At 65.1% G+C, this 20,030-nt stretch carries 21 protein-coding genes and 1 tRNA gene; 15 read left to right on the top strand and 7 right to left on the bottom strand.

Features of this window, described 5'->3' with window-relative positions; genetic code table 11:
* The first annotated feature begins 232 nt into the window (after positions 1 to 232).
* The 5 genes from ACFQ4E_RS19145 to ACFQ4E_RS19125 all read left to right on the top strand — a co-directional run bounded on the left by ACFQ4E_RS19145 (position 233) and on the right by ACFQ4E_RS19125 (position 6,025).
* On the top strand, positions 233 to 1,066 hold the full coding sequence (locus ACFQ4E_RS19145; RefSeq protein ID WP_386806136.1) for a hypothetical protein: 834 nt from the start codon (positions 233 to 235) through the stop codon (positions 1,064 to 1,066).
* A gap of 194 nt (positions 1,067 to 1,260) precedes the next feature.
* Positions 1,261 to 1,467 (top strand): helix-turn-helix domain-containing protein, encoded by a 207-nt coding sequence (locus tag ACFQ4E_RS19140; RefSeq protein ID WP_386806135.1) that lies wholly within the window; start codon positions 1,261 to 1,263, stop codon positions 1,465 to 1,467.
* 165 nt (positions 1,468 to 1,632) lie between these two features.
* On the top strand, positions 1,633 to 3,342 hold the full coding sequence (locus ACFQ4E_RS19135) for a site-specific integrase (RefSeq protein WP_386806134.1): 1,710 nt from the start codon (positions 1,633 to 1,635) through the stop codon (positions 3,340 to 3,342).
* A gap of 2 nt (positions 3,343 to 3,344) precedes the next feature.
* Complete coding sequence (locus ACFQ4E_RS19130; RefSeq protein ID WP_386806139.1) at positions 3,345 to 4,382, top strand: tyrosine-type recombinase/integrase; 1,038 nt, start codon at positions 3,345 to 3,347, stop codon at positions 4,380 to 4,382.
* Between the two features lie 2 nt (positions 4,383 to 4,384).
* Positions 4,385 to 6,025 (top strand): recombinase family protein, encoded by a 1,641-nt coding sequence (locus ACFQ4E_RS19125; protein ID WP_386806133.1) that lies wholly within the window; start codon positions 4,385 to 4,387, stop codon positions 6,023 to 6,025.
* A gap of 135 nt (positions 6,026 to 6,160) precedes the next feature.
* On the opposite strand, the gene ACFQ4E_RS19120 is transcribed toward ACFQ4E_RS19125, so the two are convergent.
* The gene (locus ACFQ4E_RS19120) at positions 6,161 to 6,691 is read right to left on the bottom strand and encodes a hypothetical protein (RefSeq protein WP_386806132.1); all 531 of its coding nucleotides are present in this window, start codon (positions 6,689 to 6,691) and stop codon (positions 6,161 to 6,163) included.
* A 20-nt stretch (positions 6,692 to 6,711) separates the two neighbouring features.
* On the bottom strand, positions 6,712 to 7,134 hold the full coding sequence (locus ACFQ4E_RS19115) for a hypothetical protein (protein WP_386806131.1): 423 nt from the start codon (positions 7,132 to 7,134) through the stop codon (positions 6,712 to 6,714).
* A 485-nt stretch (positions 7,135 to 7,619) separates the two neighbouring features.
* Between ACFQ4E_RS19115 and ACFQ4E_RS19110 the strand changes: the two genes are divergently transcribed.
* Both ACFQ4E_RS19110 and ACFQ4E_RS19105 read left to right on the top strand, forming a co-directional pair.
* The gene (locus tag ACFQ4E_RS19110) at positions 7,620 to 7,940 is read left to right on the top strand and encodes an endonuclease/exonuclease/phosphatase family protein (protein WP_386806130.1); all 321 of its coding nucleotides are present in this window, start codon (positions 7,620 to 7,622) and stop codon (positions 7,938 to 7,940) included.
* Between the two features lie 178 nt (positions 7,941 to 8,118).
* Positions 8,119 to 8,739 carry a YitT family protein gene (locus ACFQ4E_RS19105; protein WP_386806129.1) on the top strand — a complete coding sequence of 207 codons (621 nt, stop codon included), beginning with the start codon at positions 8,119 to 8,121 and terminating at the stop codon, positions 8,737 to 8,739.
* Positions 8,740 to 8,785: 46 nt separating this feature from the next.
* Here the strand turns inward: ACFQ4E_RS19105 and ACFQ4E_RS19100 are convergent.
* Positions 8,786 to 8,869, bottom strand: a tRNA-Leu gene (locus tag ACFQ4E_RS19100).
* Between the two features lie 162 nt (positions 8,870 to 9,031).
* Between ACFQ4E_RS19100 and ACFQ4E_RS19095 the strand changes: the two genes are divergently transcribed.
* From ACFQ4E_RS19095 to rocF, 4 genes are all read left to right on the top strand, one after another.
* Complete coding sequence (locus tag ACFQ4E_RS19095; protein ID WP_386806138.1) at positions 9,032 to 9,940, top strand: mechanosensitive ion channel family protein; 909 nt, start codon at positions 9,032 to 9,034, stop codon at positions 9,938 to 9,940.
* Positions 9,941 to 10,047: 107 nt separating this feature from the next.
* Positions 10,048 to 10,626 (top strand): YqaA family protein, encoded by a 579-nt coding sequence (locus ACFQ4E_RS19090; RefSeq protein WP_386806128.1) that lies wholly within the window; start codon positions 10,048 to 10,050, stop codon positions 10,624 to 10,626.
* On the top strand, positions 10,623 to 11,081 hold the full coding sequence (locus tag ACFQ4E_RS19085; RefSeq protein ID WP_386806127.1) for a disulfide bond formation protein B: 459 nt from the start codon (positions 10,623 to 10,625) through the stop codon (positions 11,079 to 11,081). The genes ACFQ4E_RS19090 and ACFQ4E_RS19085 overlap by 4 nt, the downstream gene beginning before the upstream one ends.
* A 63-nt stretch (positions 11,082 to 11,144) precedes the next feature.
* Complete coding sequence (gene rocF, locus ACFQ4E_RS19080; protein ID WP_386806126.1) at positions 11,145 to 12,062, top strand: arginase; 918 nt, start codon at positions 11,145 to 11,147, stop codon at positions 12,060 to 12,062.
* A gap of 10 nt (positions 12,063 to 12,072) precedes the next feature.
* Here the strand turns inward: rocF and ACFQ4E_RS19075 are convergent, their stop codons facing one another.
* The 3 genes from ACFQ4E_RS19075 to ACFQ4E_RS19065 are packed head-to-tail and all read right to left on the bottom strand — an operon-like array spanning position 12,073 to position 14,131.
* Complete coding sequence (locus tag ACFQ4E_RS19075) at positions 12,073 to 12,594, bottom strand: gamma carbonic anhydrase family protein (protein ID WP_386806125.1); 522 nt, start codon at positions 12,592 to 12,594, stop codon at positions 12,073 to 12,075.
* Positions 12,591 to 13,235, bottom strand: coding sequence for a guanylate kinase (gene gmk, locus ACFQ4E_RS19070; protein ID WP_386806124.1), 645 nt, complete (start codon positions 13,233 to 13,235; stop codon positions 12,591 to 12,593). Before gmk ends, ACFQ4E_RS19075 begins: the two co-directional genes overlap by 4 nt.
* 5 nt (positions 13,236 to 13,240) lie before the next feature.
* The gene (locus ACFQ4E_RS19065; protein ID WP_386806123.1) at positions 13,241 to 14,131 is read right to left on the bottom strand and encodes a YicC/YloC family endoribonuclease; all 891 of its coding nucleotides are present in this window, start codon (positions 14,129 to 14,131) and stop codon (positions 13,241 to 13,243) included.
* 216 nt (positions 14,132 to 14,347) lie between these two features.
* On the opposite strand from ACFQ4E_RS19065, the gene ACFQ4E_RS19060 reads away from it, so the two are divergent.
* Positions 14,348 to 15,022 (top strand): PAS domain-containing protein, encoded by a 675-nt coding sequence (locus tag ACFQ4E_RS19060; protein ID WP_386806122.1) that lies wholly within the window; start codon positions 14,348 to 14,350, stop codon positions 15,020 to 15,022.
* Between the two features lie 3 nt (positions 15,023 to 15,025).
* Here the strand turns inward: ACFQ4E_RS19060 and ACFQ4E_RS19055 are convergent, their stop codons facing one another.
* Positions 15,026 to 15,934, bottom strand: coding sequence for a UTP--glucose-1-phosphate uridylyltransferase (locus ACFQ4E_RS19055; RefSeq protein ID WP_386806121.1), 909 nt, complete (start codon positions 15,932 to 15,934; stop codon positions 15,026 to 15,028).
* Between the two features lie 566 nt (positions 15,935 to 16,500).
* Here ACFQ4E_RS19055 and ACFQ4E_RS19050 point away from each other — a divergent pair.
* From ACFQ4E_RS19050 to ggpS, 3 genes are read left to right on the top strand one after another with little or no spacing between them, the layout of a single operon-like run.
* Positions 16,501 to 17,556, top strand: a complete 1,056-nt coding sequence (locus ACFQ4E_RS19050) for an NAD(P)H-dependent glycerol-3-phosphate dehydrogenase (protein ID WP_386806137.1) — start codon at positions 16,501 to 16,503, stop codon at positions 17,554 to 17,556.
* Positions 17,556 to 18,344 carry an HAD-IIB family hydrolase gene (locus ACFQ4E_RS19045; protein WP_386806120.1) on the top strand — a complete coding sequence of 263 codons (789 nt, stop codon included), beginning with the start codon at positions 17,556 to 17,558 and terminating at the stop codon, positions 18,342 to 18,344. Before ACFQ4E_RS19050 ends, ACFQ4E_RS19045 begins: the two co-directional genes overlap by 1 nt.
* A gap of 1 nt (position 18,345) precedes the next feature.
* The gene (ggpS, locus tag ACFQ4E_RS19040; protein WP_386806119.1) at positions 18,346 to 19,842 is read left to right on the top strand and encodes a glucosylglycerol-phosphate synthase; all 1,497 of its coding nucleotides are present in this window, start codon (positions 18,346 to 18,348) and stop codon (positions 19,840 to 19,842) included.
* Positions 19,843 to 20,030 lie beyond the last annotated feature (188 nt).

Genomic DNA, 20,030 nt, shown 5'->3' with positions numbered 1-20,030 from the left:
CATCCGCATCGCACTCATGAACCGCTTCAACGCCCTCGGCACCGCCGAGATCATCCGCGTGGCCTGACGGTCAGTGGAGGAAGGGGCAGTCACGCCTCAAGCGCGAGTTGCGCAACAACGCCCGTCACGTCCTCAAAGTCGACGGCCTCGGCTTCGGGTATCGCGCTGACGTTCACCTTGCGTTTGTCTGCTCCGAACGCCAGGTTGGCTTTTCGGAACAAAGGAGCAACATATGTCAATTGGGGATGACCACTCGATCTTCCCTTCGATGGAGTATGTCAAACCAGGTCCCCGGTGGAAGATAGACCTGTACGACGAACTGGGCGTTTTCGATGCGAAGCAGCTGGAAGTGGTGATCGACCGCTTTGGCTTTTCCGAAGGTGATGCTCGCGCCCTGTCGATCTGCTTGGGCAATTGTCTCGACTCCAGTTCGTCCATCAACCTGACCGAAGTGTCGCGAGACCGAGCCCTCGAGCGGGGACGTAAAAAGTTGAACAAGGCTCTTAGCCACCTGAAGAAGTCGCAAGGTGACCGCGCTATGCTCGTCTCAGTGCTTGACGAGATTGACGGGATATTTGTGCTGAAGGAGGTGGACGGATTCTTGGTGCACTGCAGCGAGGAATTGTCTCAGCTGGAAGAGGCAAGGGCTTTGTCGATGGACATCGACGTTCCGTGTGAAGAATTGCATGAGGCGATCGACGCGCTCGCGAAGACAAACGCAGTGGCCATCTTGGCTCCAAAGGATGCTCGCAAGTATCGGGATCGACGGCGCTATCAAGTGATCAAGAATTGCTGCATCTGGTGGAAAGAAACCGGCCGCAAGTTGACGGTGACAACGTCCGCGACGAAGCAACGCGACATCAGGGGCGGCCCCCTTATCGAGTTCATCAGATGGGTTGGACTGGAGCTGACTGATCCGCCGAACCTTCTTCCAGGCGAGACTCTCAAGGAAGATATCGAACGGGTCAGAGCAGACCTTGAGCGCGAGGCCAACCAAATGGATCTGATGCCAGAGTTCGAGATGTCGTATTACAGGCCGAACTGCGCACACCCTTCCGTTTTTTAACAATCGACACACTTGGTCATGCCCACCCTGCCCCGCGCATGGTCGGGGCATGACAGACTTCTTCAAACCGACCTCAAACCCCACTGGGCAGACAGCAGACCCGACTACGTGTCTGCTTGATCTTGCACGCCTATTGGCACGGCAGGCGGCGCGGGAGGCATGTCTTCACTTAGTTATAAATGAGGAGGCCTCCCATGCGGGAGCAAACCACAATTACCCAGAAGAACAATGAGCTTCTGACCGTGAAGGACGTCGCTCGCCTCGACCAGGTTTCAGAGAAGACAGTGCGGCGCGCGATCGCTGAAGGGCGTCTGGAAGTCCGCCGACTGGGGCCATCGGGACGACTGATCCGCATCGATCCGGAGGCTCATTCGCGCTACCGCCGCGGTCAGTTCTACTGACCAATCGCGACCAGTAATGTCCATTAAAATCAATGGACTGCCTCCTCCTCGGGAAGAGGGCCACACCGTAACATGCTCACTTTCCATGCTACTGTTTTCCCGAATCAGGACCCCTGTCGCCTTCTGTCCACCCGAGACCAATCCCGTCTGCAAAGGAGCCACCCGATGAAGACCCTCCGACCTTCCGATCTTGAGCTTGCGCTCGTTCCCAAGCAGGTTCAGATGTTCTCTTCCGTACATGATGCCATTGCCTCGGACCTGTCGCTCAAAGCGGAGCGCCGACGCGATCTCTGCTCTGCGCTCCGGCGCCTCGCCGCAGCGCTCGAGCGAACGATGGAGCGAACTCCCGCCGACCCTGGCTGGCTGCAGCCGCGGATCGAACAAATTTCGCCCGCTTCGCGCGATCTGACGCCCAAGACCTGGGCCAATATCGTCAGCGACGCCAAGGCCGCGTTGCGCCAGGTCGGAATCGTGTCACGCAAGATTCACAGGGCAAAAGACCTCAGCCCTGTCTGGCGAGAACTGCTCGAGAGTGTCACCGCATCCGGGGAGAAGAGCCTGAGGATCGGGGTGGCACCGTTCATCTTCTTTCTCGATGAAGTCGAAGCGCTGCCGGAAGATGTCGGTATCGAACACGCCGATGCGTTTCGGTCGGCGCTCGAGCTCAATGAGATCCGTCGCAATCCCAAGACGGCCTACAGCAATGCGATTGCTGCGTGGAATGCCGCGCCAAAGCGTATTTCCGGTTGGCCAGGCAAGCCGATTATCCGTCCGGAATCCGCCAATGCGATCAAGCTCCCTTTGGAGACCTTTCCCCAGAGTTTCCGCGAGGAGCTGGCCCAGTTGCCGGTGAGTTTTGCCAAAGTCAATTTTCTGGCGAGGCGGACGCTCCGCCCCTACTCGCAACGGACGATCACCCTCTATTCGCGATATGTGGAGCGCTTTGCTGGCGCGCTCGTGCGCGCCGGGCAAGACCCGGCGTCTCTGACCAGACTGAGCGATCTGATCGATCCTGGCACAGTTCAAACCGGCCTGACCTGGCTCTACGAACGAAGCGGTGAAGTGACCACATCGCTGGAGATGATGGCGGACAGCCTTGTCGCACTCGCAGAACGTCACTGCCTTGTCGATGATGATCACCAGGCGGAGCTCAGACGGCTCAGAGCAAGGGTCACCAAGAAACGAGCTACGGGGATGACCCCAAGGAATCGCGAACGCCTTCGGAATCTCACGCCAAAGAAGACCCGGCACCGATTAATCAGTCTGCCAGAACAGCTCTTCGACGAGGCCGGTGCAAAGACCACCAAATCGGCCTGCCTTGCACGAGAGACAGCCCTTGTCGTAGCACTGCTCTCCTATACGGCGATCCGTCGGCAAAACCTCGTCAGCATCGACATTGATCATCATCTGAAGCGTCCGGGCGACGGAAAGACCTATCTGTCGTTCGAGCCAGGCGAAATGAAGAATTCACAAGCACTCGAGTACGTTCTTCCATCCCATCTCGTCTCCATGATCGAGAAGCATTTACTTCTACGATCACCCACCCTGGTCCCATCTGGCACCCGCTGGCTGTTTCCTCGACGCGACGGGACCGGACCGCTGGCCGCAGATTATCTGGCAAAGCGCGTCACGGCTCGCATCTTCCGCGAGACAGGGGTCAAGATGCACCTTCACCTGTTTCGCCACTTCGCCGTCTACCTCTATCTCGAGAAGTATCCAGGCGACTACGAAGGCGCGCGTCGCCTCATGGGGCACGCAAGTCTGAGCACAACGCTCACCGCCTATTCCGACCTGGATGGCTTCGCGATATGCCAACTCTTCGGCGACATTCTCGACGCTGAGCGCCACGCCGGTCAGGATGAGGTCGCGCATTGACTGTGCGTATGCCTTCACCGCAAAGCTGGCCTGGCCAGGATCAGACCCTTTGGGGCGCTTTGTTTCGAACGGGCGGACTCTTTGATGAGGCCGGGCCGCTCGTCGACCTCTCGGACGCGACTGTCAAAATCATGGAGACCAGTTACGGCCGCTGGATTGGCTGGTTGGTGCAGGTCGAACCAGAGGCGCTCGCCGAGGGGCCACTGGAGCGGTTCACCATCGATCGGTTCGAGCGTTGGATCGAGGCCAATGACGCACTCGCGCCAGCCAGCAGGCACTTATTCGCTAAAAATATCCTGCGTGTTCTGCAAAGATCTCACCCAACGGCAAATCTCGACCAGCATTGGCGGATTGCCCGCGATCTGGAGTATCTGGCCAGTCGCCATGTCAGCACCCGTAAGGACGGGCGCATCTTCTCAAGCGGCGTTCTCCTCGACGCGGCCATCGGCTTTGCGAACGAGCGCGACGTGATCCCAGGCGTGAGGAGACGGCAACTGTCGCAGTTCCGGGACGGCTGCCTGATGGCGCTCTTCGCGCTCTGCCCGATCCGGTGCAGGGCCATGGGCGAACTGCGGATCGGAACGTCTTTCCTCATTTCGCCCACGAGGATCGTCATTGCCCTCGACGCTGCCATGACCAAGACGGGCGTACCGTGGGAGACAGAGGTTCCGCGCCAGATCGCCCCGCTCCTGCGCCGCTATGTCGAAGAGGTGCGCCCTACACTGCTCGGTCGCGCTGCCGAGCCGCATGATCACCTCTGGGTGACCCGCGACGGTCGCCCCCTCCAGGGACCATCCATGTCCGTAGCCATCACCCGCCTGACGGAGCGCCTATTATCGAAGAAGGTGAGCCCGCATCTGTTTCGCGACGCGGCGGCGACGACACTGGCGCGGGTGTCCTCGAAGGACGTCAAACTGGTTGCGCCGCTCCTCCAGCATAGTAATCCGCGGACCGCCGAGCGGCACTACAATCACGCCCGCAATCTTGAAGTCTGCCGCGACTACGCCAGTCTCATCGACGCGGAACGGCAGGAGGGCTGATCATGCGCGCCGCGATTTACGCGAGATTTTCCTCAACGATGCAGCGGGAAGCCTCGATCGAAGACCAGGCGCGGCTCTGCCTTGAGCGCGCGGATCGGGAAGGCTGGTCTGTGGTCCAGACCTTCAGCGACATGGCCATCTCCGGCGCGTCGATGCACCGGCCCGGTCTGCAGAGTCTCATCGCCGAGGTCGAGCGCGGCGGGATCGACGTCATTCTGGCTGAGGCGTTGGACCGGCTGAGCCGCGACCAGGCCGACATCGCAACCCTCTTCAAGCAGCTCTCGTTTCACGGGGTGGCGCTGGTCACACTTGCGGAGGGCGAGATCAACGAGTTGCATGTCGGACTGAAGGGCACGATGAACCAGCTGTTCCTGAAGGACTTGGCCGCCAAGACACGCCGCGGGCTGCGGGGACGTGTCGAAGCCGGGCATTCTGGCGGCGGCAATTCCTACGGCTACGAGGTCGTGCGGCGCCTCGGCGACGACGGTGTCCCGGTCACGGGCGAGCGGCGCATCCTCGAGGACGAGGCCCGTGTCATCAGGCGTGTGTTCACAAGCTTCGCCGATGGACAATCGGCCCTGGCCATCGCTCGCGCGCTGAACGACGAGGGAATCCCGGGGCCCCGCGGCAAACTCTGGCGGGACACCTCGATCCGCGGACACCGGCGACGCGGCACCGGGCTTCTGAACAATGAGCTTTATATCGGGCGGCTGGTCTGGAACCGGCTACGCTACCTGAAGGACCCGTCAACGGGCAAGCGCGTGTCCCGGCTCAACCCGGACTCAGAGTGGATCACGCGCGCCGTGCCGGAGCTTCGCATCGTTGAGGATGCCCTCTGGGATCGCGTCAAGGCGCGGCAGAACGAGATCGATCAGACACCCGCGGTCCAGGGCATCAAACGCAGCCGTTTCTGGGAGCGCCGAAGATCGACGCACCTTCTGACCGGTCTGCTGTTCTGCGACTGCTGCGGCGGCCCTTTTGCAACCGTCGGCAAGGACTATCTCGCCTGCTCGAACGCAAGAAAGCTCAAAAGCTGCAGCGCGAACCGTTCCTTCAAGCGCGGTCATCTCGAACGCGCGGTTCTCGATCTGCTCAAAGACCGCCTGATGGAGCCCGACGCCGTGGCGGCTTTCATCAGCGCCTTCACCTCCGAGGCGAACGCCCAGCGAGGCGCGGCGGACAATCAGCGCAAGCAGCTGCAAAAGGATCTGGATCAGACGGCACGCAAATTGTCCGGCCTCTACGATGCCATCGCCGATGGCCTCAGGACTGCCGGTCTTCTGGCCCAGATACAGGAGCTCGAAGCGCGCAAGGACAGCCTTACGAGCCAACTTGCGGACCCGGCGCCCTCCCCGGTCCGGCTACATCCCAATCTCGCCGAGCTCTACCGCCGCAAGGTCACGGACCTGGCCAACAGCCTCGCGGATGAGACCATCCGCTCTCGCGCGTTGGAGCTTCTGGGTAGCCTCATCGAACGCGTGATCGTGCACGCCAAGGAGAACGGAGACGTGGTTCTCATTTTGGAGGGGGCGATTACCGGCATGATCGACGCAGCGCAGCCGGGCGGGCTACGGAATGTCGATGTGGGTTCGGTAAAAGTGGTTGCGGGGGTAGGATTTGAACCTACGACCTTCCGATTGTGATGCAACCCAAGGGGGCCAAAATAGCTTATTAAAATCAGTACATTAGAATATCTCCGGGCTCGCAACGTCCTGCACGTGTCGCACGGAGCAGACGCAAACCGTTGTAAACGAATGAGACTCCGAATTTCGGAGTAGTCACCGCCGCTCCGGAGGCCACGGGCTCGGAGCACAGGGGCGCTCAAACCACGCACGGTCGCGCAACGCCTCGGTGTCGACGTTGCGCCATGCGCAAGGCGGCACAAAAGGTCGGGGCCCGTCGTCGAGCAGGAGGCCAGGGCCGACCCAGCCGGTAAAATATCCATTGCAGCCCCCGCCAGGCTTGTCGAGACCGCTGATGTCCATCGCGTCATAGTCGTCCAGCAGCAGTCTGCTGTCGGTCCCAGCGTCATAGAGGCCGGTGAACCCGCGGTCGTAAGACTGCACGAGAACGTAGCGGTCGTTGAAGCAGACGACCTCCACATCACGCGCCAGCAGGGTCCGGCCATTTTCCGCGAACAGATCCCAGCGGCCGTAGCGGTTCCAGTCGAACTCTCGACCCAACTCCATCCCGTTTGGCAGGGTCACGGATTTGTGGAAGCTCATCGCCCACCGCTCACCGGCGACCAATGCCCAGAAGAGGAGGAGCCCGGCCAGACCGAGCAGCGTGTATCGGGCAAACGCGCCCACGAGAGATCGCGGCCCGAACGTCACCACCCACCGACCGCGCCATACGCGCTGCGACCGGCGTCCTTCGTCACCTCGGCGGAGAACCGCGCCGTCCAGCTCCCGGTGATCGGAAACGGCGTGCCGCCGGCCTCGATGCCGACATCCAGCGGATCTTCGAAACTGTCGCTGAACTCGATGGTGGTCTCGCCGGTGATCCGAAGCATCGCGCCACGGTCATCCACGCCCCCGACGAAGCCTCCCCGAACCACAGCGTTGCTATGGGAGAATGCGACATCATCGAAATCGTACGGAGCGCCGAAGTCGTAGCTGAGCGCGCCCGCGCCGGACGCGCGCGCTTGATCCGCGATCTGGTCGGCGAGGCGGCGGAAAGCGCCCTCCGTCCCATCGCCATAGGCGTCCTGCTCGGCACTCTCTCGCAGGTGTCCGATCTCCAGCAGGGTCACCGCGCGCCCGCCGCCATTTTTATAGTCGCGACCGAAATCGCGGTTGGTCCAGCGATCGTGGCTCGACGCGAGGCTCGTGGTGAACTCTTGAAATCCGAATTCGGTCTCGCCAGCGACGAAAGGGACCGCTTCGCAGCGGCAGGTGTCGTCGTCGCCCGAATGCCCGATGGCGGGCGGGCGGATCGGACCATGAGAACAAGCGGCCGTCGTTCATCCGGTGAGACCGGCGCATGTGCTCGTCGCGCCGGGTGCGCCAGACATACCGATCCGTGATCCCTGCCTGTTTCAGCGACAGGCGGATCGGTGTTCCCTTGCGGAGATATTCGACAAAGGCCGTCCGAGAGGCCTCGGTGTCTGTGATGTTCATGTTGGAGGGCCACTGCGTTCGGCCGTGAGATCATCTAGGATTTGACTGAAGATCGCGTTAAACGCCCGCGCGATGCCGATTATCCCAGCAGCTTGGCCTCCCCGACCTCCGGGGCAAGATGGACACGCCCGAGCGGGCCGCGCAGGCACGCAAACTCCTGGCCCTGGCGCAGCAGGTCTCAGGCGCGGACGACCTGTCCGTGATCTGCGGCGATTTCAACGTCGGCCAGGTCAGCGAGACGCTCGCGATCCTCGCCGAGGCCGGGCTGACCGAGCTCGTCACCAGCCGGGGCCACGAGAGCACTCGCAGCTCGCAATACCCCAAACCCGGCCGCTTCGCCGATTACATGCTGGTCAATCGCCCCGAGGCCGTCCGGCGTTTCGACGTGATCCGCGATCCCGAGGTCTCGGATCATTGCCCGCTGGTCCTGACGAGCTGACATCCGGATCACCGCGAAAAGCGGCACACGTTGCGACCGGATCGCTCTGCCACGCCTCGACCACGGCGCGCGCACCGCGCCGCACGCCTGCCGAACATTGCGGCACCGCCCCCTGGCGCGCAGACCCGTCCGCGCCATCCGTCTTGACCCCGGCGCGCCCCGGCGCAAAAGGGACGGCATGATCCTTCTCGACACGCCTCCCGCAGACCGCCACACGCTGGCCGAAGACCTTCAGGGCATGCTGATCGGCTGCACGCTCGTGGCGCTGTCGATCCAGTTCCTGCGCGCCTCCGAGCTCATCACCGGCCAGGTCGCTGGACTATCGCTGATCGTCTCCTACCCGACCGGCCTGAGCTTCGGTCTCGTGTTCTTCGTCCTGAACCTGCCCTTCTACTGGCTGGCGGTCCGACAGATGGGCTGGCGCTTCACGGTCAAGAACTTCATCGCCGTCACGACCATGTCGGTGATAGCCGACCTCATGCCCCTGGTCCTGACCGTCCAGCCCCTCCACCCTGCCGTCGGCGCGGCGCTCTTCGGCCTCTGCGCAGGCATGGGCCTCCTTGGCCTTTTCCGGCACGGTGCCACCCTCGGAGGCGTCGGCATCGTGGCGCTCTGGCTTCAGGACACGCGCGGCATCAAGGCCGGCAACACGCAGCTCGTCTTCGACCTGGGCGTCTTCACCCTCGCGCTCTTTCTCTTCGCGTGGGAGACGGTGTTCTGGTCGCTCTTCGGAGCGGTGATCCTCAACCTGATCATCACCATCAACCACCGCCGCGACCGCTACATCGCCCGCAGCTGAGCCGCACGACCCCCGCCGCCGCGCCCATCGATAAAAAACAGGAATCTGGTACCCGAGGTCGGATTCGAACCGACAAGCCTTGCGGCGGGGGATTTTGAATCCCCTGTGTCTACCGTTCCACCACTCGGGCCCGGGCGTAGCTCTAGCGGCCGTCCCGGCGCTCGTCCAGTGGCAATGGGCCCCGCGCGCGCTAGCTCGCGCGGGGCGCGGTTTCCCTCGCGCGACGGAGACGACGATGGACCTGACCGACCTCACCTGGCTCAAGACGCTCTGGAGCCATCTGCCCGAGCCCATGCGCGCGCAGCTCGAAACCTACACGACCGGGTTCTGGGCGCTGCTGCCGCAGCTCGTGGCCGCGCTTCTCTGGGTGCTCTTCGTCTGGTTCGCCGTTCATCTCGTGCAATGGCTGCTGCCGCGCGTGCTCGGCAAGGCGCGGATGCGGCGGGCGCTTGTGGACGTGCTCCTGATGCTCGCGACGGTGGGGCTGTGGCTTTTCGGCGTGCTGATCGCCGTCACCATCGCCTTCCCCTCGATCACTCCGGGCCGCGCGCTCACCGCGCTCGGCGTCGGCGGCGTGGCCATCGGCTTCGCCTTCAAGGACGTGTTCGAGAACTTCCTCGCGGGGATCCTGCTGCTCATCCGCGAGCCCTTTCGGATCGGCGATTTCATCGAATGCGAGGGCATCGAGGGCGAGGTCGAGGAGATCACCGTGCGCGACACCCATGTCCGCCAGACCGACGGGCAGATCGTCGTCGCGCCGAACGCGATGTTCTTCAAGAACCCCGTCACCATCCGCACCGCGCAGGATATCCGCCGGATCACCGTCATGTGCGGCGTCTCCTACGACACCGATGTCGATGCCGCGCGCGACGTGATCCTGGGCGCGGTGCGCGAGGTCGACAGCGTCCGCAACGACGTGCGCGACGTGCAGGTCTTCGCCCAGGCCTTCGGGTCCTCCTCGATCGATTTCGAGGTCACCTGGTGGACCGGCTCCCGCCCCGTCGACATCCGCGCCAGCCGCGACAAGGTCGTGGCGGCGGTCAAGCGCGCGCTGGACGAGGCGGGCATGGAGATCCCCTTCCCCTACCGCACGCTCACCTTCAAGGAGCCGCTGCCTATCCGCCGCGAGGACGCGCCCGAGGAGAGCGAGGAGACCGGCGAGAGCGAGGAGAGCGAAGACCGCTCCCGGCCCGAGCCCTGACGCGCCGCCTGACCGCAAAGCCACCTCTCTCGGGCTCGTGATCGCGCTCGCTTGACCCCTCTGCCGCGCCATGCTCGAAGGCGGAAGCGGCAGAGACAGGCGGACCCATGCTGAGACGGCTCTACGACAAGACCTTGGCCCTGGCCGAGCACCGCCACGCGCTACGCGCGCTCGGCGTCGTGTCCTTCATCGAGAGCTCGGTCTTCCCGATCCCGCCCGACGTGATGATGATCCCGATGATTCTCGCCGACCGCAGCCGCGCCTGGGTGATCGCGACCGTCGCGACGCTCGCCTCGGTCGCGGGCGCGCTTCTGGGATACGCCATCGGCTATTTCTTTTACGAAAGCCTCGGCCAGCCGGTGCTCGAAGCGCTCGGCAAGGCCGACAAGATCGGCGCGTTCAACGAGCGCTTCAACGAATGGGGCGTCTGGGCGGTGTTGATCGCCGGGCTGACGCCCTTCCCCTTCAAGGTCATCACCATCCTGTCGGGCTGGGCGTCGATGCCGCTCCTGCCCTTCGTGATCTCCTGCCTCATCGCCCGCTCGGCGCGGTTCTACATCGTCTCGGGGCTGCTCTACGCCTTCGGTCGCCCGATCCGCGATTTCGTCGAGCGCTGGCTCGGGCTCGTCTTCACCGCCTTCATGATCCTTCTGATCGGAGGCTTTCTCGCAGTGCGCTACCTATGACACGCAACACTCTCATACTCCTGGCCGCAGGCGGCTCGGCGGCGCTTCTGCTGGCCGCGCTCGGGTTCCAGTATCTGGGCGGCCTTCCGCCCTGCAAGCTCTGCTACTGGCAGCGCTATCCGCATGTCGCCGCGGTCGTGATCGGCCTTGTCGCGCTCTTCGTCTCGGGCCGCGCGCTGCCCGCGCTCGGGGCGCTGGCCGCGCTCGCGACGGCAGGGGTCGGCCTCTATCACACCGGGGTCGAGAATGGCTGGTGGGAAGGCCCCACAACCTGCACATCGCAATCCATCGGCGGGCTCTCGACCGACGAGCTACTCGACCAGATCATGGGCGCGCCGCTGGTGCGCTGCGACGAGATCGCGTGGCAGTTCCTCGGCCTGTCGATGGCGTCCTGGAACATGATCGCCTCGCTGGCTCTGGCCGGTCTCTGGATCGCGGCGCTGAAACGCTCCTGAAGGCGGTTGACCCGGGCCGCCTCCGGGCCATTCTGGCACGCACAGGCGAACGGGAGGCCCGACATGAGCACCATCCACCTGATCGGAGCCCCGGTCGACAGCGGCAAGCGGCGCGTGGGCTGCCTGATGGGCCCCGACGCCTATCGCAGCGCGCGGCTCCACGGCGTGCTCGAGGAACTCGGCCACCACGTCATCGACCACGGCAACCTGGTGCCCGACGCGGTCGACCTCCCCGAGCATCCGCATCTCTACCAGCTCGCCCGCACCGTCGGCTGGACGCAGGCCCTGTCCCGCGCCGCCGCCAGTGCCGCGGGCTCAGGCGTGCCGATCTTCCTCGGTGGCGATCACGCGCTCTCGCTCGGCACCGTGCACGGGGTCGCGGCGCAGGCGGCCGAGGCCGGGGTGCCGCAATTTGTGCTCTGGCTCGACGCGCATAGCGATTTCCACACCGGCGAGACCACCGAAAGCGGCAACCTGCACGGCACGCCCCTCGCCTATGTCACCGGACGCAGCGGCTTTCCCGGCTTCCCCGAGGTCGCCAATCCGGTGCCCGAAACCCAGGTCTGCATCATCGGCCTGCGCTCGGTCGACGGGCCCGAGCGCGAGATGATCGAGGCGAGCGAGGTCCGCCGCCACGACATGCGCGACATCGACGAGCACGGCATCGCCAAGCTCCTCGGCCCCTTCCTCGACACCGTCGCAGAGGCGGGCGGCAGGCTGCATGTCTCGCTCGATGTCGACTTCCTCGACCCCGCCGTGGCGCCTGCGGTGGGCACCACCGTGCCGGGCGGCGCGACCGTGCGCGAGGCGCATCTGGTGATGGAGATGCTGCACGATTCCGGGCTGGTGGGCTCGATGGATCTGGTCGAGCTGAACCCGATGCTCGACGAACGCGGCCGCACCGCGCAGCTCATGGTCGATCTCGCCGCCTCGGCGATGGGTCGCAAGGTCTTCGACCGCCCGACCCAGCGCCTGCTCTGAGAGGACGCGCCTAGAGCGCGACCATCCCCTCGCGGAAGCGGCGCGCCTTGTCGACATAGCCTTGCGCCGATTTCCGCAGGCCTTCGATGGCCGCATCGTCGAGCATGCGGACGACCTTGCCGGGCATTCCCATGACGAGCGAGCCGTCGGGGATCTCCTTGCCCTCGGTGATCAGCGCGCCCGCACCGATCAGGCAGTTCGAGCCGATCTTTGCACCGTTCAGGATCGTCGCGCCCATGCCGATCAGGGTGTTGTCGCCGATGGTGCAGCCATGCAGCATGACCTTGTGGCCGATGGTGCAGCCGCGCCCGATCGTCAGCGGCAGGCCGGGATCGGTGTGGCAGACGACGTTTTCCTGCAGGTTCGCCCCCTCGCCCAGAGTGATCGGCTCGTTGTCGCCCCGGAGCGTCGCCGAGAACCAGACCGAGGCGCGCGCGCCGATGATCACCTTGCCGATCAGGTTGGCATCGGGCGCCACCCAGGCGCTCTCGTCGACCTCGGGCGCGTGGCCCTCGAAGCTGTAGAGCGTCACGTCATCCCCTCCTCGAACTCTTCCTGCAGACGGCGGACATGGCCCGTAAGCCCCGGCTGCTGCGACCGGCGCAGCCGCGCGGCGGTCACGATGGATTTCAGCCGCTCCTCGGTCGCGTCGAGATCATCGTTGACCAACACGAAATCGTAGCTGCCCCAGTGGCTGATCTCGTCCCAGCTTTTCTGCATCCGCTTCGAGATCGTCTCGTCGGTATCCTGCCCCCGGCTTTCCAGCCGGTTGCGCAGTTCCGCGATCGAAGGCGGCAGCAGGAAGATCGACAGCGTGTGCGGCCCGAGATCGGAATTGGTGATCTGCTGCGCCCCCTGCCAGTCGATATCGAAGAGCACATCCTCCCCGCGCGAGATCGCCTCGGTCACGGGCGCCTTGGGCGAGCCGTAGAAATTGCCGAACACATGCGCGTGCTCCAGCATGCCCCCCTCGGACACCGTGTGCTTGAAGGCCTTCTCGGACATGAAGTGGTAATCCTGCCCGTCGACCTCGCCCGGGCGCGGCGCGCGCGTGGTGGCCGAGACCGAGAACTGCACGTTCTCGTCCCAGACCCGCATCCGCTTGGCCAGGGTCGATTTGCCCGCGCCCGAGGGCGAGGAGAGAATGATCAGCAATCCGCGACGCTCCGCCATCTCGGTCACTCCACGTTCTGGACCTGCTCGCGCATCCGGTCGATCACCGTCTTGAGCGCGAGCCCGGTCTGCGTCAGCGGGGTCGACTGCGCCTTGGAACAGAGCGTGTTGGCCTCGCGGTTGAACTCCTGCATCAGGAAATCGAGCTTGCGGCCCACCGGCCCGTCCTCGGCGAGAAGCGCGCGCGCGGCGGCGACATGCGCGCCCAGCCGGTCGATCTCTTCGGTGACGTCGGACTTGACCGCGATCAGCGCCAGCTCCTGCGCGACCCGCTGCGAGTCCATGCCGTCGGCGGTCTCCATCACGCGCGCGAGCTGCTGGGCCAGACGCTCGGCCTGCTCGCCCGCCCGCGCCTCGGCGCGGGACGCGGCCTCGGCCACGAGCGTCTCGATCTCCTCGAGCTGGCCCATCAGGATCGCCTGCGTCGCCTCCCCTTCGGCGGTCCGCATCGCGACGAGGCTCGCGACCAGCGCGTCGAACTCGGTGACGAGGACCGGTACCAGGTCGGCCGGATCCGGCCCCGCCGCGGCGCCGTCGAGCATCCCGCGCACCGACAGAAGCTCCGCCGCGGTCGAGGGCGCGAGCGTCACGCCCGCCGCCATCGCCCGCTCCTCGATCACGGCAAGCGCATCCAGAACGGCGCCCAGCATCGGCTCCGACAGCCGCGCCGCGCCGGTCTCTTCGCCCGCTGCCACCTTGAGCGACACCGTCACCGAGCCGCGCGCTAGCCGTCCCTGAAGTGCCGCGCGCAGGCGCGGCTCGAGCCCGTCGATCCAGTCCGGCAGGCGCAGCCTGAGGTCGAGCCCCTTGCCGTTGACGCTGCGCAGCTCCCAGCTCCAGCGCAGACCGAACCCGGCGCCCTGCGCCGCGGCGAAGCCGGTCATCGACTGACGCATGCCCGCGTCCTCCCCATTCCGAACGGTTGACCTCAGCGACTACTGGAGCCTCCCGCGCGAGGCAAGCGCCGCCGCCCGGGCATTAACCAGCGACGCGGAATTGTGGCGCAATTGAGGCGGGGCCGACCTATTAATGCCTTGGTAAGATTTGCGAGTTAACGTTTTGTCAGAGTCTCCTGACAGCCGGTTAGCGCCCGTGCAGGAGGGTTTACGACCATGCGTTTCGACAGCGGTCCCAAGAAGGTTTTCTTCATGTCCGAGCGGGAAAAACTGCGCCGCACCGCGCCGCTGCGCCTGATCGAGAGCTACTGGCAGGCGCTCCGCAGCGCCGCCGAGCCGATCCCGGCCCGCTCCCGCGTCGATCCCCGCGGCATCGAGGACGCGCTCGAATACGCCTTCATCGTCGAGATCCTCGCCCCCGGAACCGGCCGCCTGCGCGTCGCGGGCGGGCATCTGAACGACCTCATGGGGCATACCGCGGCGGGCCTGCCGCTCTCGGCGCTCTTCGACCAGGATGCGCGCGAAAGGATGAGCGCCGCTCTGGGCGAAATCGGGACGCGCCCCGCGCTTCTGCGCGCCGAGCTGATCTCTGACGCCGTCCTGGGCTTCGGGCGCGTCACCGGCGACATGGTGCTTCTGCCGCTGCGATCTCAAAGCGGCGCCACCGACCGGCTGCTCGGAGGCCTCGTGACGGTCGGGCGGATCGGCCGCAACGCCCGCCGCTTCTCGCTGTCGGGGCTGACACTCGAAGAGATACCCCTGCGCGCGCCCCTCATCGAGACCGCCGCTCTCCCCGAACGCAAGCGCGCCTATGGCAGCGCCCGGAACAGAGATGCGGCCGCCCCGGTGTCGGAACGGCCGCATCTGAAACTCGTGGTGTCGAACGACTGACGCCTACTCGGCGGCCAGCATGTCGGGACGCGCGTCGATCACCGTGTCGCGAAACTCCGGGTGCTGGCCCGCATAGGCGATGGTCGCCTGCAGCATGCCCTGCTTGGAGCCGCAATCAAAACGTGTGCCGGTGAAGCGGAACCCGCAGAGACCCACCGTGCCGACGCCGCGCGCAATCGCGTCCGTCAACTGGATCTCGCCGCCCGCACCCGCCGGAAGCCCGCGCAGATCGTCGAAGATCGACCCGTCGAGCACGTAGCGCCCGACCACCGCCTGCCGCGAGGGCGCATCGGCGGGATCGGGCTTTTCGACCATGCCGTCGGCCAGGATGCGCGGACCATCGCGCCCCGTCACGGCCAGAACGCCGTAAGAGCTGACCTCGGCCTCGCCAACCTCCATCGTCGCAACCATGTGACCGGCCGTCTCGCGGTCATAGGCCTCGATCATCTCGCTCAGGCAGCCGGGCTCACCGAGGATCAGATCGTCGGGCAGGATCACCGCGACCGGACCCGGCAGCACGCCATCGGCCGCGCAGAGCACCGCATGGCCGAGGCCCAGCGGCTCGTCCTGCATCACGAAGCGCACCTGCGCCTCGCCGTCGCAGAGCGCGTTGTCCTGCAGCATGTCGGCCATGCTCTCCTTGCCCTTGGCGCGGAGCGTCTCTTCCAGCTCGTCGTCCTGACGCACATACCGCTCGATCGCGTCCTTCGATGGGTGGCTCACGAAGATCATCCGCTCGATCCCGGCGGCGCGCGCCTCGTCGATGGCAAACTGCAGAAGCGGCTGGTCGAGGACCGGCAGCAATTCCTTGGGTGTGGCCTTGGTCGCAGGAAGAAAACGCGTTCCAAGCCCGGCAACGGGGAAGATCGCAGTGCGAACGCGGGTCGGCGTCGGTGCGGTCGTGCGGGTCATTCGGTGTTAGCTCCTCGGTTATGCTCTGTCTGGTCTCGCCTTGATCGGGGCCAGGTCGCTTATGCTGCGACGCGGCAGACAGAATGGTATGGGTTCACTGGAATAAGTCAAAAAGCCTGTCATTGGTTGCATGGGTGAAAAATATCCGCCCTTGGTGAGATCTCGAAAACCGAACGATTCCAGATAAATACGCGGCGTAAAAGACGCCCGCGACATATTGACCGGCAGTCAATTCGCAAGCCATTCGCCCGAAATACGGCCCGTTTTTCGGTGAATCCGCATCGCCACCGCCCAGGAATTGTTCAAATCACTCGGCGCATCGCCTATAATTTGAACAATTGCGACACACCCCACACCGACCCCGCCGACGTCTGGACTTCGCAGGCGCGCCCCCTAGCCTTTGGAGGGGAACAAACAGAACACGGAGCAGATCGGGAGAGCGCCAAGCGCGAGCTTCCGCCACACGCATGGAGACATTACGGGTAACGCTTGCGCCAAACGGCGCCGACGCCACGAAAAGCACAGCGATCCTGGCCGAACCCTATGACCGGATCGCGGTGCTGGGCATGGGCAGCTGGGGCACCGCGCTTGCCGCCGTCGCAGCGGCCGCCGGGCGCGAGGTGCGGATCTGGGGCCGCAGCGAGGACACCGCCCGCGCCATCAACGACACCCACCACAACACCGACTACATGCCCGACGCCGACCTCCCCGAGACGCTGGAGGCCACGACCGACATCGCCCATGCGCTGGACGGCGCCGAGGCCGTGCTCTTCGTGACCCCCTCGCGCACCTTGCGCGATCTCTGCGCGACGGTCCGCCCGCACCTGCCGGAGGGCGTGCCGCTCGTGCTCTGCTGCAAAGGGATCGAACAGGGCACAGGCTACCTGCTCTCGCACCTTCTCGAAGAGGAACTGCCCGGCCACCCGGTCGGCGCGCTCTCCGGCCCGACCTTCGCGCGCGAGACCGTTCTCGGACACCCCACCGCTGCCACCATCGCCTTCGATTTCCGCTACCAGGACCGCCTTGAGCCCGCCAAAAGCCCCGCCGCGCGCCTGTCGGTCTCGATGTCGTCGGCCGCCTTCCGCCCCTACATGTCCGACGACCTGATCGGTGTCGAGATCGGCGGCGCGGTCAAGAACGTGATCGCCATCGCCTGCGGGATGATGACCGGCGCGGGCTTTGCCGAGAACACCCGCGCGGCCTTGATCACCCGCGGCATGGACGAGATGAAGTTTCTCGCCGAAGCCCTTGGCGGACGAAGAGAAACCGTGACCGGCCTCTCCGGCGCGGGCGACCTGACCCTCACCTGTTCGTCCATGACCTCGCGCAACATGTCGCTCGGCGTTCAACTGGGCGAAGGCACCGCCCGCGAGGACTGTTTCGATGGCAAACCGGTCGTCGTCGAGGGCGAGGTGAACGCGGTCTCCGTCGTCGATCTCGCCCGCCGCATCGGCGTCCGCATGCCGATCTGCGAAGCGGTGCACGCCATTCTGCATGAAGGCGCCGATCTCGATCTCACCTTCCGCCAACTTTGGGCCCGTCCCATCGAAGCCGAGCCGCGCGCGCTCGAACTGGAACTGGCGCATCCCGCCGCCGCAAACACCACCGAGGAGCCCGCATGATGAGCGCGACCCACCCCGTCCCGGTCGAGGACCGCCCGCCCCTGAGCGAGCGCCACTTCGTGCTCGCCACCGATCTCGACGGCACCTTTCTTGGCGGCAGCGATGCCGACCGCCAGCGCCTCTACGACTGGATCGAGGCGCATCGCGACACGGTCGGTCTTGTCTTCGTGACCGGCCGCGACCCCGAGTTCATCGCCGAGCTCTGCGATGGCGGCGTGCCCTGGCCGGAATACGTGATCGGCGATGTCGGCACCACCATCGCTCGTGTGGACGGCCGCACCATCGCGCCGATCGAGGCTCTGGAAAAGGAAATCGCCGAGGCCTGGGGCGACGCAGGCGACCGCGTCCGCGCCGCGTTCGACGGCCATCCCGGCCTCAGGCTGCAGCCGACCGAGTTCAGGTATCGCGTGAGCTACGACCTCCACCCCGCTGATTTCCATGCTTCCGGTAAGGATAAGGTCGAAGAGATGGGCCTCGATTGGCTGATCTCCGACAACCGTTACTTCGATGTCCTGCCCAAAGGCGTCAGCAAGGGCCCGTCGCTCCGCCGCTTCGTGGCGCATATGGAGATCGGCGAGGACCGCGTGCTCGCCGCGGGCGACACGCTCAACGACGCCTCCATGCTGGAATGCGGCCTGCCCGCGGTCGCCGTCGGAGGCTCGGAACAAGCGCTCCTCGACCGGGTGGCGCATCTGCCCCATGTCCACAGCGCCAAGGCGATCGGCGCCGCCGGTATCTTGGAGGCTATCGTCGAAAAGAACCTGCATCCGACTGCGAAGGGAGCCTGAGATGGGCAGCGATCTCGTCATCGTCTACCACCGCCAACCCTATGAAGAGGTCGAGGAAAACGGCAAGATCGTCTTCAAGGAAAACAAGAGCCCCAACGGCATCGTGCCGACGCTGAAAAGCTTCTTCGGCCGCGTCGATAATGCCGCCTGGGTCGCCTGGAAAGAGGCCGAGGACACCTCGAGCCCCGGCTTCGAGCGCGTCGTCGAGATCGAGGACAGCTTTGGCAAATACACCGTCTCGCGCCTGCCCCTGACCAAGGAACAGGTCTCGAGCTTCTACCACGTCACCTCGAAAGAGGCGTTCTGGCCGATCCTGCACGGCTTCAAGGAGAAGTATAATTACGACCCCGTCGACTGGCCGACCTTCAAGGAGGTGAACTGGGCCTTCGCCGAGGCCGCCGCCTCGGAGGCGGCCAAGGGCGCATCGGTCTGGGTGCACGACTACAACCTCTGGCTCGTGCCCGGCTACCTGCGCCAGATGCGCCCCGACCTGCGCATCTCCTTTTTCCACCACACGCCCTTTCCGGGCGCCGACATCTTCAACGTGCTGCCCTGGCGCGGCGAGATCGTGGATTCGCTCTTGGCCTGCGACGTCGTGGGCTTCCACATCCCGCGCTACAGCTCGAACTTCGTGTCGGTCGTCCGCTCGCTCCGCGACGTCGATCAGGTCCCGCGCGAAAAGGTCGATGACGATTTCATCTCCGAAGGCTCGGCGCTTTCGGACCGCACCGTTCCAACCGCGATCCATGTCGGCGATCACGTCGTGCATCTCGGCACCACCCCGGTCGGCGTCGACACCGACTACATCGCCGAGGTAACCGCCCGGCCCGAGACCGCCGAACGCGCCGCCGCGATCAAGGACGAGCTCGGCGGAGCGCGCCTCATCCTGTCGGTCGGACGCACCGACTACACCAAGGGCGGCGCCGACCAGCTTCTGGCCTTCGAACGGCTGATGGAGCGGCGGCCGGATCTCGTCGGGCAGGTCCGCCTCCTGCATGTCTCGGTTTCGGCCAACCGCGCGATGACCGTCTACGAGGAGATCCAGCGCGAGATCGAGGAGATCGCGGGCCGCATCAACGGCCGCTTCGGCACCTTCGCCATGACCCCCTGCGCGCTCATCTCGCGCGCCATCCCCTTCGAGGAGCTCGTCGCCTATTACCGCGCCGCGGACGTGGCCTGGATCACGCCGCTCGCCGATGGCATGAACCTCGTCTGCAAGGAGTTCGCCGCCGCGCGCGAAGATGGCGACGGCGTGCTGATCCTGTCGGAATTTGCCGGTGCGGCGATCGAGCTCAGCTCGGCGGTGCTGACCAACCCCTATTCCAACAAGTCGATGGATCACGCGATCGAGCAGGCGCTGGAGATGCCGGAGCAGGAGCGCCGCGACCGCATGGGCGAGCTCCGCCGCATGGTCGAGACCTGGAACACCCAGGCCTGGGCCCGCGACCAGCTGGCGCTTCTGTCGCCACAGGATTTCGGCAAGACCGACGCGGCCTGACCACACCTAGCGGATTGCGAAAACCCTGCCTTAGCGCACGCATGAGACCGGTAACCAGTTGCCCATGGGCAATTTTTCCCGCGACGCGTCGCGCGGCCCGGTCCGATCCAAGTCACCGGGTCACCGGGTCACCGGGTCACCGGGTCACCGGGTCACCGGGTCACCGGGTCACCGGGTCACCGGGTCAC

Source organism: Litorisediminicola beolgyonensis (assembly GCF_042679605.1).
Taxonomy (GTDB): Bacteria; Pseudomonadota; Alphaproteobacteria; order Rhodobacterales; family Rhodobacteraceae; genus Litorisediminicola; species Litorisediminicola beolgyonensis.
This window is presented reverse-complemented; position numbering and strand designations above follow the sequence as displayed.